The 12674-nt window shown below is 71.5% G+C and carries 9 protein-coding genes and 1 pseudogene; 5 read left to right on the top strand and 5 right to left on the bottom strand.

What is annotated here, in order from left to right; translation table 11 throughout:
- Positions 1–4: 4 nt before the first annotated feature.
- The 3 genes from H4W31_RS02990 to cysC all read right to left on the bottom strand — a co-directional run bounded on the left by H4W31_RS02990 (position 5) and on the right by cysC (position 4508).
- Positions 5–784, bottom strand: a complete 780-nt coding sequence (locus H4W31_RS02990) for a DeoR/GlpR family DNA-binding transcription regulator (RefSeq protein WP_192765241.1) — start codon at positions 782–784, stop codon at positions 5–7.
- Positions 784–2826 (bottom strand): beta-galactosidase, encoded by a 2043-nt coding sequence (locus tag H4W31_RS02985; RefSeq protein WP_318782994.1) that lies wholly within the window; start codon positions 2824–2826, stop codon positions 784–786. The genes H4W31_RS02990 and H4W31_RS02985 overlap by 1 nt, the downstream gene beginning before the upstream one ends.
- A gap of 152 nt (positions 2827–2978) precedes the next feature.
- Entirely contained in the window at positions 2979–4508 is a 1530-nt protein-coding gene (cysC, locus tag H4W31_RS02980) for an adenylyl-sulfate kinase (RefSeq protein ID WP_192765240.1), read from the bottom strand.
- A gap of 311 nt (positions 4509–4819) precedes the next feature.
- Here cysC and H4W31_RS02975 point away from each other — a divergent pair.
- The 5 genes and pseudogenes from H4W31_RS02975 to H4W31_RS02955 form a co-directional block, all read left to right on the top strand.
- A pseudogene (locus H4W31_RS02975) lies at positions 4820–5722 on the top strand (ABC transporter ATP-binding protein); the annotation flags it as partial.
- 74 nt (positions 5723–5796) lie between these two features.
- On the top strand, positions 5797–6681 hold the full coding sequence (locus tag H4W31_RS02970; protein WP_192765238.1) for an ABC transporter permease subunit: 885 nt from the start codon (positions 5797–5799) through the stop codon (positions 6679–6681).
- Between the two features lie 52 nt (positions 6682–6733).
- Positions 6734–7645: an ABC transporter ATP-binding protein gene (locus tag H4W31_RS02965; protein WP_192765237.1), complete on the top strand. Its 912-nt coding sequence runs from the start codon at positions 6734–6736 to the stop codon at positions 7643–7645.
- Positions 7646–7710: 65 nt separating this feature from the next.
- The gene (locus tag H4W31_RS02960; RefSeq protein WP_192765236.1) at positions 7711–8421 is read left to right on the top strand and encodes an ABC transporter permease; all 711 of its coding nucleotides are present in this window, start codon (positions 7711–7713) and stop codon (positions 8419–8421) included.
- Between the two features lie 150 nt (positions 8422–8571).
- Positions 8572–9051 (top strand): hypothetical protein, encoded by a 480-nt coding sequence (locus tag H4W31_RS02955; RefSeq protein ID WP_192765235.1) that lies wholly within the window; start codon positions 8572–8574, stop codon positions 9049–9051.
- Between the two features lie 66 nt (positions 9052–9117).
- On the opposite strand, the gene H4W31_RS02950 is transcribed toward H4W31_RS02955, so the two are convergent.
- Both H4W31_RS02950 and ppc read right to left on the bottom strand, forming a co-directional pair.
- Positions 9118–9570, bottom strand: a complete 453-nt coding sequence (locus H4W31_RS02950) for a GNAT family N-acetyltransferase (protein ID WP_225945367.1) — start codon at positions 9568–9570, stop codon at positions 9118–9120.
- Between the two features lie 133 nt (positions 9571–9703).
- Complete coding sequence (gene ppc / locus H4W31_RS02945) at positions 9704–12490, bottom strand: phosphoenolpyruvate carboxylase (protein WP_192765234.1); 2787 nt, start codon at positions 12488–12490, stop codon at positions 9704–9706.
- Positions 12491–12674: the final 184 nt, after the last annotated feature.

Genomic DNA, 12674 nt, shown 5'->3' with positions numbered 1-12674 from the left:
TCGCTCATGCCGACAGTTCACAGATCAGTAGTTCGGTGACCTGGGCCGCCAGGACCTCCCGGGCCGGCTCGGGCAGGTCGGCGTCGGAGACCACGGTGTGCGCCTCGGCCAGTTCGGCGAACGAGGAGATCCCGACGGTCGCCCACTTGGTGTGGTCGGCGAGGACCACCAGCCGGTCGCCCGCGGCCAGCAGCGCCCGGTTCGTCTCGGCCTCCAGCAGGTTCGGCGTGCTGAAGCCGGCCCGTTCGCTCATCCCGTGTACGCCGAGGAAGACCAGGTCCAGGTGGAGCGACCGGATCGCCGCGACCGCCACCGGCCCGACCAGCGCGTCGGACGGGGTGCGTACCCCGCCGGTGAGCACCACCGTCTGGTCCGGACGTCCGGACCGGTGCAGGATCTCGGCGACCGGGATCGAGTTGGTGACCACGGTCAGCGCCGGTACCCCGGTCAGCCGGTGGGCGAGTTCGGCGGTGGTCGTACCGGCGGAGAGCGCGACCGCCATCCCCGGGGTGACCAGCCGGGCGGCCTCCTGTGCGATGGCGGCCTTCTCGGCCCGCTGCCGGACCGACTTGGCCGCGAAACCCGGCTCGTCGGTCGAGCCGGGCCGGGCCGTGGTCGCCCCGCCGTGCACCTTGGCCAGCAGGCCGCGTTCGGCCAGCGCCTCCAGGTCGCGCCGGATCGTCATGTCGGAGACGCCGAACTCGGCGGCCAGTTCGGTCACCCGGACTCCGCCGGCGGTACGGACCCGGCTCAGGATCGCCTCCTGGCGCTGCGGGGCCAGCATCAGCGTCTGGCCCCGGCGGACGGCTCCGGGCCGGCCCGGTGGTCGGCGAGCACGGTGACGCCGTGCGGTTCGACCGTGGTCGGACCGGTCCACCGGACCCCGGTGAGCAGGTCGACCCCGGTCGCGTCGACCTCCGCCGGCCGGTCGCCGTGGTTGAGCAGGAAAAGGTACGACCGGCCGTCCGGGTGCCGCCGCCGGATCGCCTCGACTCCGGGTACGGGCGCTCGGGTGGGCCCGGCCCCGGCGGCGCCCGCCACGGTTGTCAGCAGCCGGCCGAGCGCGGTGTCGTCCAGTCGGGTGCCGAGATACCAGGCCGGACCGCCGGCACCGGTCCGGCGGGTGATCGCGGGACCCCCGGTGACGGGGCCGTCGGCGTACCGGGCCAGCACCTCGGCGTCCGGTGCGGCCAACGCCTCGGTCCAGACGCCCGCCGAGGCGCCGTCGTCGAGGCGTACCGTCGCGGCGGCGGGGAGCGGGAAGAACTCCTCCACCCGGATGCCGAGCAGTTCCGCGAAGGCGCCCGGCAGGGGTGCCGGCCGGACCTGGTCCCGCTCGTCGACCAGCCCGCTGTACGGGCCGACGACCAGGGTGCCGCCGGACCGGACGTACCCGGTGAGGTTGTCGATGCCGGCGTCGTCCACCGCGTACAGCGCCGGGGCCAGCACCAGCCGGTAGCCGCTCAGGTCGGCGCCGGGCAGGGCGAGGTCGGCGGTGATCCCGGCCCGCCAGAGCGCGCTGTGCCAGCGCCGGATCTCGTCGAACGCCACCATGTCCGTGCTGGGCTGGTTGGCCGCCTCCTGGGCCCAGACGCTGCCGTAGTCGAGCAGTACCGCGACGTCCGCCTCGGTCCGGGAGCCCTCGATCTCGGCCAGCGCCCGCAGGTGCCCGCCGAGCTGGACCACCTCGCGCCAGATCTTCGACTCGGTCCCGGCGTGCGGCAGCATCGCCGAGTGCCACTTCTCCGACCCGGCCCGGCTGGCCCGCCACTGGAAGAAGAGCGCGCCCTCCGAGCCCCGGGCCACGTGCGCCAGTGCGTCCCGGACCAGCTGCCCGGCCGGCTTCGCCAGGTTGCGCGGCTGCCAGTTGACCGCGCTGGTGGAGTGCTCCATCAGCAGCCACGGCCCACCGGCCAGCGACCGGCTCAGGTCGGCGGCGAAGGCGATCTGTGCCGGCAGTTCCAGCGGATGCTCGCCGAGCAGATAGTGGTCGTTGGAGAGCAGCCGGTCCGGGCCGGTCAGCTCCCGGCCCCAGTCCCAGTAGTCCAGGTTGAGGCAGCTCGCGGTCATCAGGTTGGTGGTCACCGGTACGCCGGGGGAGAGCCGGTGCAGCAGGTCCCGTTCGGCGGTGAAGCAGGCCAGGTGCTCGTCCGAACTGAACCGCTTGAAGTCCAGCACCTGTCCGGGGTTCGAGGAGGTCGGGGTGGCCCGGGGCGGCTGCACCTGCGCCCAGTCGGTGTACGTCTGCGACCAGAACGCCGTACCCCAGGCCGCGTTGAGACCGTCGAGGTCGCCGTACCGGTGCTGGAGCCAGCTCCGGAACGCGGCTGCCGAGGTGTCGCAGTAGCAGTGCGCGTTGTGGCAGGCGTACTCGTTGTGCACGTGCCAGATGGCCAGCGCGGGATGGTCGGAGTAGCGCCGGACGAGTTGCTCGGTCAGCGCCAGTGCGGCCTGCCGGTACTCCGGGGAACTGGCACAGATCGCCTGCCGGCTGCCGTACGTCAGCCGTCGGCCGTCGGCGTCCACCGGCAGCGTCTCCGGATGTGCGTACGAGAACCAGGGCGGTGGCGAGGCGGTGGCGGTGGCCAGGCAGACCCGGATCCCACCGGCGTGCAGCCCGTCCATGATCCGGTCCAGCCGGTCGAAGGTGTACCGCCCGGGGGCCGGTTCGAGCCAGGCCCAGGCGAAGACGCCGACGGTGACCAGGTTGACCCCGGCCTCCCGCATCAGCGCCACGTCCTCCGGCCACACCTGCTCGGGCCACTGCTCGGGGTTGTAGTCGCCGCCGTAGCTCAGGCCGTCGATGCCCGGCACCAGACTTCCCACACCGCCTCCAACGTGCTCGCACGCAATCCAACAGATACGCACACTAGCGCTCGGTCGGGGGCAGCGTAAGAGGTGCCAGGTCCCGAAGGTGGGGTGTTAGGAAGGGGCCCTTCCTATGCAGAAAGCGATAAGAAGGGGCCCTTCCTTACCGCTCAGGCGGGTTGGAGGCGGGGTTCGACCCAGCCGGTCTCGGTCAGCCGCGCCAGCACCGTACGGACGCACTCCTCCACCGTCACGTCGGTGGTGTCCAACACCAGATCGGCGTCGGTCGGCTCCTCGTACGGGTCGTCGATGCCGGTCATTCCGCTGAGCTGACCGGCCCGGGCCCTGGCGTACAGACCCTTCCGGTCCCGCTGCTCGCAGACCGCCAGCGGGGTGGCGACGTGGACGAGCAGGAACCCGGCGCCGGCCGCCCGCGCCATCTCCCGGGCATTCGACCGGGCCCGGGCGTACGGCGCGATCGGGCAGCAGATCGCCAGGCCCCGGTGCCGGGCCACCTCAGCGGCGACCCAGCCGATCCGGCGTACGTTCAGATCGCGGTCGGCCCGGCTGAAACCGAGGCCCGCGGAGAGTTCCCGCCGGACCACGTCGCCGTCGAGCAGGGTGACCGTCCGGTCGCCGCTCTCCCGCAGCGCGTCGGCCAGGCCCCTGGCGATCGTCGACTTGCCCGAGCCGGAGAGCCCGGTGAAGAGGACCACCAGGCCCCGGTGCCGACGGGGTGGCCGGGCCCGGGTCAGCTCCTTCGCCACGGCCGGCGGAGTGTGCCACTCCGGCAACGGGAAGCCCCGGTCGAGCAGGTCGTCGATCTCCTCCTGGCTCAGTGCCAGCCGCCGGTTGCGCGGCGGGATGTCGTCCCGCCACCGCCACTGGCCGTCCCGGTTGTCGTAGGCCAGCTCGCGGGGCACCAGCATCCGCAGCCCGCCGCCGGTGAGCATCTCGGTGGTGGAGAGGACGTGGGTCACCCCGTAGGCGCGGGCCACCCGGGCCCGGAGCAGCGCGTCCCAGATCTCGTCGCCGCGCCGGGCGATCGGCACCGCGACGATGGTGGCCGGCGGCATCCGGTCCCGCGCCCCGAATACGCTGCGTACCAGCACCTCCGGTGCCAGCCCGTCCGGGTTGCTGTCGGCGACCGGAACGAGGATGAGCAGGTGGGCGGCGAGGGTCCGGACCGCGTGGGCGATCTGCGCCAGTTGCGGGCGGTGCAGCGGGCGGTCGGCGATCACCCCGAGCACCCGGCCCGGCGGCAGCAGTTCGCGTACCTCGCCCGGCGCCCGGCGCAGCCGCTGGAACGGGCCGTGCCCGCCGTCACCGATCCGGCGGACGGTGCCGCCCACGCCGTACCCGCCCTGACGGTTCGGCCACAGGTCGGTGACCTCCAGCAGCGCGGTCGGCGCCCCCTCCGGGTCGGTGAGGACCAGTGCGCGTTCCGCCGGATTGGCCAGGTCGAGCCCCTTGGTCAGCTCGCCCGGGATCTGCAGGGTCACCGGCACCGGCCAGGGCGTGGCGTTGGCGAGCCGCCCGCGCCGGGCCACCGAGGCCAGATCGGCGCGACCCATGAAGCCATCGAGCGGGGCGTACGCACCGGAGAGGAGTAACTCCAGGTCGGCCAGCTCAAATGGGCGCGGCGTGTACGCCGGAGCGTCACGCAGCAACTCGTCGGGCAGCACCCACCCGTTGCTCATCGCACCCCCAACTACCCGGCCGGCCCACAGTTTCTCAGCCTGCCGCCGATCGGTCGAGACCGCCACTCCCGATTGGACGTCCCGATCGGCAGCACCGTGTTTGATCGGTGGCCACGAGGAGATTACCCAACCGAGGGAAGTTCGGAAGCGTCGAATGACCGGTCGAACCCAATCGGTGGCCCGAGGCGCCAGGTTGGCTGGTTTTGTCCGCCCGGCCGAGCCGGATCAGGGTGACGGGCCACAAGGATCAGGGGAACCCTCAGGGTCTGTCCCGGACCCCCTGCCGGGCTCCGGGGCTCTAGGGTGGCGGCGTGACACTGATCGCGACCCAGTCGCTGACCAAGACGTACGGCAACCAGGTGACCGCGCTGTCCGACCTGACGGTCACCGTGGAGCCCGGCATCGTCGGTCTGGTCGGGGCCAACGGGGCCGGCAAGTCGACCTTCATCAAGATCATGCTGGGTCTGCTCGGCCCGACCAGCGGGCAGGCCAGGGTGCTCGGGCTCGACCCGACCGTGGACGGGCACGAGGTCCGGACCCGGGTCGGCTACATGCCCGAACACGACTGTCTGCCGCCGGACCTGTCGGCAGCCGAGTTCGTCACGCACATGGGACGGATGAGCGGGCTGCCCCGGACGATCGCCCGGGAGCGGGCCTCCGAGACGCTGCGGCACGTCGGCCTCTACGAGGAGCGGTACCGGCAGATCGGCGGTTACTCGACCGGGATGAAGCAGCGGGTCAAGCTGGCCCAGGCCCTGGTGCACGACCCGGATCTGCTGCTGCTCGACGAGCCGACCAACGGACTGGACCCGGCCGGCCGGGATGCCATGCTCGCCCTGATCGAACGGATCGGCACCGAGTTCGGCATCTCCGTGCTGGTCTGTTCGCACCTGCTCGGCGAGGTCGAACGGATCTGTGACGCCCTCGTCGCGATCGAGGGCGGTCGACTGCTCCGTTCCGCGCAGCTCTCCGACATGACCACGGTGACCGAGGTGCTCTCGATCGAGGTCAGCGAGGGCACCGAGGAGTTGGCCGCCCGGCTGACCGAGGCGGGCCTGTCGGTACGCGCCGACGGTCAACTGCTGCTCGTACCGCTGCTCGACGACGCGACGTACGACCTGATCCTGACCGCCGTCGCCGAACTCGACCTGCCGTTGCACCGGCTCGACCAGCGACGGCACCGGGTCGCGGAGCTTTTCGCCACCGAACCGACCCAGCCTGCCGAGCCCGCCGAGCCGAGCCAGCCGGCCGAGCCGGCCGCCGCCGGCACCACCCGGGAAGGACTCCAGTGACCACGCTCGACACCCAGCAGGCCGCCCGGCCCACCGGAGTCATCCACGACATCGGCTACCAGCGGTACGCCGGTTCCCGGCTCGGCCGGCGGCACATCTTCGGTGCGCTGTTCCTGCACGGACTGCGGGCCGCCTTCGGACTCGGCCGTACCGCGAAGGCGAAGATCTTCCCGTGGCTGCTGATCGGGGTGGTCGGAGTCGTCGCCGTGGTGCTGACCGCGATACGCGCCCAGACCGGCGAGGTGGTACTGGGCTACGCCGAGTTCCCCGAGGTGCTGACGGTCCTGATCATCTTCTTCTCTGCCGTCGTCGCACCGGAACTCGCCTCCCGCGACCTGCACAGTGGTGTGCTGCCGCTGTACTTCGCCCGCCCGCTGCGCCGTGGCGACTACGCACTGGCCCGGCTGGCGTCCCTGGTCTGCGCGACCTTCCTGCTGCTGGCCGGACCGATGACGGTGATGTTCGTCGGGGCCGCCTTCACCCTGGGCGAGGTCGGCCTGGTGTGGAGCGAGTTCGGTGACTTCGTGGGTGCGTTGGCCTATGTGGCCGTCCACGCGGTGGTCTTCGGCGCCGTGGCGCTGCTGATCTCGTCGCTGATCCGGCGGCGCGCCCTCGCGGCCGGGGCGATCGTGGGTGCCTTCATGCTCACCACCCCGGTCGTGGTGGTGCTGGCCCTGATGCCGAACGCGACCGCGAATCAGCTGGCCGGCCTGGCCAGCCCGGTCAGCCTGGTCAGCGGGCTCGGGGACTGGGTGTTCGAGTCGACCGGCGAGGCCGGCATCGGCGGCTACGGCCCGCTGTACGCCATCGTGACGGTCGCCCTGGTAACCGGTTGTGTACTCCTCCTGCTCGCCCGCTACCGGAAGGTCGCCGCCAAGTGAGCGTGGGAAGCGCGCGTTCCAGAAGCCGGTGGGGAATGAAAGGTCACTCAGCATGACGAACGTGGACCTCAGCGGGGTGTCCCGCTGGTACGGCAACGTGGTGGCGGTCAACGACGTGACGATGAGTCTCGGCACCGGGGTCACCGGTCTGCTGGGACCGAACGGCGCCGGCAAGACCACCGTGCTGCACATGATGGCCGGGTTCCTGGCCCCCTCGCGGGGCACGGTGACGCTCGGCGGTGAACCCACCTGGCGGAACCCGGCCGTCTACCGCCGACTCGGCCTGGTCACCGAGCGTGAGGCCGTCTACGACTTCCTCAGCGCGTACGAGTTCGTGCTGGCCAGCGCCCGGCTGCACCGTCTGCCCCAGCCGGAGGCGGCGGCGCAGCGGGCGATCGACCTGGTGGAGCTGGCCGACGCCCAGGACCGCCGGATCGGTACCTACTCCAAGGGCATGCGCCAGCGGGCCCGGGTCGCCGCCGCGCTCGTGCACGATCCCGAGGTGCTCCTGCTCGACGAGCCGTTCAACGGGATGGACCCGAGACAGCGGATGCACATGATGGAGCTGCTGCACTCGCTCGGCGGTGCCGGCCGGACCATCCTGTTCAGCTCGCACATCCTGGAGGAGGTCGAGCAGGTCTCCGGGACGGTCCAGGTGATCGTCTCGGGCCGGCTGGCGGCCTCCGGCGACTTCCGGACGATCCGGCGGCTGATGACCAACCGCCCGCACGTCTTCGCGGTCCAGTCCAGCGACGACCGGCGGCTGGCGGTCGAGCTGATGGGGCAGCCGTCGGTCAACGGCGTGGACATCGACCGCGACGGGCTGACCGTCCGGGCCGGTGACTACGGCAGCTTCACCCGGGCACTGCCGAAGATCGCGCTGGCTTCGGGCATCCGGGTACGCCGACTGCTGCCCTCGGACGAGTCCCTGGAGAGTGTCTTCTCCTACCTTGTGGAGGCGTGAAGTCCGTGAGCGCGAGGAGTGAGCCGGTTTTGCGAGCCCCGCAGTCGCGAACTAAGGAGTAACTGGTGTCGACTATCTCCTGGATCACCGCACGCGGTCTCTTCGGCCGTCGGCGGTTCCTGCTGCTGTTCCCCCTGCCGATGCTGCTGGTCTTCCTGGCGGCGCTGTCCCGGGCGGCCGGGGTCGAACCCGGCCAGTGGGGCGCGCCGATCATCTACGGGCTCGGCCTCGGGGTGGTGCTGCCGGTCATCGCGCTGATCGTCGGCACCGGAGTGTTGGGTTCCGAGATCGACGACGGAACCCTGGTGCACGTGCTGACCAAGCCGCTGCCCCGCTGGCAGATCGTGCTGCCCAAGCTCGGGGTGGCGGCGGCGGTCACCGCCCTGACCGCCGCCATTCCGCTCTACGTCGCCGGGGTACTGGCCAACTCGATCCGGTTCGGGCTGGGGCTGGCCGCGGCCACCGCGATCGGCGCGCTGGTCTACTCGGCGTTCTTCCTGGCGCTCAGCCTGATCACCCGCCGCCCGGTGCTGCTCGGCCTGGTGTACGTGCTGATCTGGGAGGGGCTGCTCGGCAACGTCGTCAGCGGTACGACTGTGCTGTCGATCCAGCACTACGTGATGACGGTGGCCGACACGATCGCGCCGACGACGTTGCTGGAGGGCAAGGTGTCGCTGCCGGTGGCGATCGTGATGTCCGCTGTCTTCACGGTCGGCTTCACCGTGCTCGCCATCGACCGGCTGCGCTCGTTCAGCGTCGCGGGCGAGACGAGCTGACCGGCGCGAACGCGATCAGCCGCCGGCGGGCGGGGCCGCGACCATTCGAGCCTTCAGTCGCGGTCCAGATGCTGTCCAGTGCCGGGCGCCATAGTCGGGTTTCCCGATGGCGGAGTCGCCCCATCGGAACCTGACCGAGGAGCTGGCCACATGAGTCGACCGTTCGCCGGATCGAGGTCCGGCATCGCAACCACACTACGGCTGGCGGTAACCGCGCTGGTCATGTTGGCGGCGTGCGCCTTCATCGGAGCGCCAGCCGCTGCGGCACCGGCACCGGCACCGGCGCCGGCCGGCGAACTCGCCAACGGCAAGGCCCATCCGGTGGACACGGAGATGTTCACCGTCCAGAAGACGAAGCCCGACCTGTCGCGGATGACGGCGATCCGTACCTCCGCCAAGGCCGCCACCGTGTCGCTGTTCAACTGCTACTACGGGTACGCCCCGCCGGGCTACTCCATCGAGTTCTACTGCGAGGTCTACACCGGTGCGGTCCAGATCTACCTGGAGTGCACCGATCCGCTGATCCGTGGGTACAGCCCGGTACTGCCGGCGGTGGGTGCGTACAGCCTGCGCGCCATCTGCGGGCCGCCGGCGGTGTGGTCGTACTTCAACGTCGTTGACGCCTTCTAACGGCTGCCGGGGCAACCGGACCGGGGCGACCGAGCGCAATGCCGGTCGCCCCGCTTCCGAGCGGACTCAGGGGCGCCATTCGAGCCGGTTCTGGCCCTCCTTGAAGCCGGCCCGCAGATAGAACGGCACCGCGCGGTCGCTGGAGTGCACCGTCACCGACTCCAGTTCGCGGAGCCGGGCCTCGGCGAGCACGGTGTCGATCAGCATCTTTCCCACCCCGAGGTTGCGCAGCTCCGGTATGACGTAGACCGCCTGCACGTCGCCGGTGCGGCGGTCGAGGTTCCAGGGGCTCGGCGCCCGGTCGGCGAGCATCAGCCAGGTCATCCCGGCGAGCCGGCCGTCCACCTCGGCAAGGAACGGCAGGTGGGTGGCGAGGTGGTCGACCGTCCAACTCGTGAAGATCTCCAGGAACACGTCGCGGTCCATGGCGGGCTCGTCATGTTCCTCTACCCGTCGCCAGCGCAGCCGCGCCAGTGCCGGCGCGTCCACCGGGGTCGCCCTGCGCACCGTCACCCGCATCGCTTCCTCCGTACGCCCCAAGTCGGTGTTCGCTCCGGTTGGCAGGGTAGGTGCTCGACGACGTCGTGGTCGCGGCGTCCGTACCCGACACGCCCGCTGAGCGTCGGACCGGGTACGTCGGTGGCGCGGCCGGTCAGCCGGTGTTGCGCATTCCCGCGGCGATGCCGTTGACGGTGGTGAGCAGGGCCCGCTCCAGCGCCGTACCGTCGCCGGGGGCACGCCGACCGCCCGGTGCGGTGGCCACGGCCCGGCCGGCGGCACCCGAGTCGCGGTACTGCCGCAGCAGGGCCACCTGGAGGTGGTGCAGCGGCTCCAGGTAGGTGTCCCGGACGGCGAGCGTACGTTGCAGCACGGGCGAGTTCTCCAGCAGCGCCGGTGACGAGGTGATGGCCAGCACCTCGCGTTTGGTCAGCTCGTACTCCGCCTCGATCATGTGGAAGATCGGGTGCAGCGGCTCCGGCACCAGGGTCTCGACGTACCGCCGGGCGATGTTGAGGTCGGTCTTGCTCAGCATCATCTCGACGTTCGACAGGAACGTTCCGAAGAAGTGCCAGGCCCGGTGCATCTCGCAGAGGACGTCGGCCATTCCCGCCTCACGGGCGGCGGCCAGCCCGGACCCGACACCGAACCAGCCGGGAACGATCTGCCGGGTCTGGGTCCAGCCGAAGACCCACGGGATCGCGCGCAGCCCGGCGAGTCCGGCACCGGTGTTGGGGCGTTTCGCCGGCCGGGAGCCGATGTTGAGCGCGCCGAGCAGTTCGGTCGGGGTGGAGGCCCAGAAGTACGCGGGCAGGTCCGGGTTCTCGACCAGCGACCGGTAGCGGCGGTACGCGGCACCGGAGACGACGTCCATCGTGGAGTCCCACCGGTCCAGTGCCTCGGCGGGCTGGCGCGGCGTGGTGTGCAGCAGCGTGCTCTGCAACACGGCGGCCAGGGTCAGCTCCAGGTTCTCCCGGGCCAGCGACGGCAGGGTGTACTTGTCGGAGATGACCTCACCCTGCTCGGTCACCTTGATCTCGCCGTCCAGGGTGCCGTACGGCTGGGCCAGGATCGCCTCGTGGGTCGGCCCGCCGCCCCGGCCGACCGTACCGCCCCGGCCGTGGAAGAGCCGCAGCCGTACGTTGTGCCGGGCGGCCACGTCCCGCAGCGCGCGCTGGGCCCGGTGGATCGACCACTGTGAGGTGGTGATCCCCGCCTCCTTGTTCGAGTCGGAGTAGCCGAGCATCACCTCCTGCACGTCGCCCCGGGCCGCCACCAGCGACCGGTACGCCGGCAGCGACAGCAGTTCGTCGAGCATCTCGCCACCGGCGTCGAGTTCGGCCGGGGTCTCCAGCAGCGGAACGAAGCCGATCCGGGCCCGGCCGGTGTGCACGTCGACCAGTCCGGCCTCCCGGGCCAGCACCACCGCCGCGAGTACGTCGTCCACGCCGAGCGTCATCGAGATGATGTACGACTCGATCACCTCGACGCCGAACCGCTCCTGGACCTCGCGGACCGTACCGAAGACGTCGAAGGTCTTCCGGGCCGCCTCGGTCAGCGGCGTGTCCATGGTGGACAGCGGTCGGCGTCCGGTCAGCTCCTCGGCGAGGAGTTTGGTCCGCTCGGTACGGCTCAGCGCCGCGTAGTCGGGCACCTCGCCGACGGCCGTGTAGAACTGCGCGAGTACGGCGTGGTGCGCCTCGGCGTGCTCCCGGATGTCCATGGTCGCCAGGTGCGGGCCGAACGCCGCGACCGTCCTGATCGCCGAGGCGAGCCGGCCGACGGCGGTGAGCTGACCGGAGTTGCGGGCCAGCGAGGCGCGCATCAGTTCCAGGTCGCCGAGCAGGTCGGCGGAGCCCCGGTAGTCCCGACCCGGAACGTGCGGGGTGCCCTGGCCCAGGCGGCGCCGGGTGTTGGCCAGCTTCGCCCGGACGCACCGCGCCTTGAGCCGGTACGGCTCCTCGGCGTTCACCCGACGGAACCGGGCCGCGACCTCGGGCAGCGCGTCCAGGTCCTTGGCGAGGCTGGCGGAGAGGTCGAGGGACACCCCGCGCAGTCGCCGGGAGACCGAGATCTCGTTGATCAGCGACTCCATCGCCGCCTCGGTCGCCTGGATGCCGTGCTCGTACTGGATCAACAGCACGTCCCGGGTGACCTGCGGGGTGACGAAGGGGTTGCCGTCCCGGTCCCCGCCGATCCAGGTGCCGAAGGTGAGCGGCCGGGCCGTCGGCGCGGTTTCCACGCCCAGCCCGCGCAGGGTGTCGGCGAGGTCGTCGAGCACCTGCGGCGCCGCCTCGGCGTACAGGTCCCGGAGGTAGTAGATGGCGTTGCGGGCCTCGTCGGTAGGGTCCGGCCGGTCGAGCCGCAGCTCGTCGGTCTGCCACAGCAGGTCGAGCAGCTCGGCGAGCCGCCGGTTGGCCGGGGCCTCGTCGCTGGCGCCGTAGAGGATGGCGGCGGCCGCCTCGGAGTCGAGTTCGTCGGCGACGGCACGCAGCTTGGACAGGATCGACCGGCGGGCCGCCTCGGTCGGGTGGGCGGTGAAGACCGGACGGACGGCGAGCCGGCGCGCGGCCGAGGCGATCTCCTCCGGCGGCACCCCCCGCTCGCGGATCAGCCGGGCGGCCTGGTCCAGCCAGCCGCCGTGCGCGGCCCGCTGCCGGCGCAGGTCCCGGGACCGGTGCACCTGCTCGGTGATGTTCGCCAGGTGGAAGTAGGTGGAGAAGGCGCGGGCCAGCTTGGTGCCGGTGGTCACGTCCATCGCGCCGAGCCGCTGGGCGGCGGCCTCGGCGTCGTGCCGGACCAGGGCGCGGACCTCCTCGACCAGGTCGAGCAGCGGCGGGCCCTCCTGCCGGGCGAGGGTCTGACCGAGGAGCTTGCCGAGCCGGCGGATGTCAGCGCGCAGCGCCGCGTCGGGGCCGTCGTGATCGTGCTGGTCGGTCACCGTGCGCTCCTTGATCGAGTACGGAGGACAGCGCTGTCCGACACCGTGGATGCTATCGGCGGCCGGCCGCCGACGCGAACGTGGTCCACGCCGAACCGATCCCCGCCGCACACTCGTCGAGCGTATCCGGCCGGAGGTAGCCGCAGGTCAGCCGATCGTGCCCGACGCAGGCCGAACTGTCCGC

Origin of the sequence: Plantactinospora soyae (assembly GCF_014874095.1) — a bacterium.
Taxonomy (GTDB): domain Bacteria; phylum Actinomycetota; class Actinomycetes; order Mycobacteriales; family Micromonosporaceae; genus Plantactinospora; species Plantactinospora soyae.
The sequence above is the reverse complement of the archived record's forward strand: the minus strand, read 5'-3'. Positions and strand labels throughout refer to the sequence as shown.

Coding starts and splice junctions, on each gene's coding strand:
- H4W31_RS02990 (WP_192765241.1), bottom strand. CDS start 784: ATGCTGGCCCCGCAGCGCCAGGAGGCGATCCTGAGCCGGGTCCGTACC.
- cysC (WP_192765240.1), bottom strand. CDS start 4,508: ATGAGCAACGGGTGGGTGCTGCCCGACGAGTTGCTGCGTGACGCTCCG.
- H4W31_RS02965 (WP_192765237.1), top strand. CDS start 6,734: ATGACGAACGTGGACCTCAGCGGGGTGTCCCGCTGGTACGGCAACGTG.
- H4W31_RS02955 (WP_192765235.1), top strand. CDS start 8,572: ATGAGTCGACCGTTCGCCGGATCGAGGTCCGGCATCGCAACCACACTA.
- H4W31_RS02950 (WP_225945367.1), bottom strand. CDS start 9,570: ATGCGGGTGACGGTGCGCAGGGCGACCCCGGTGGACGCGCCGGCACTG.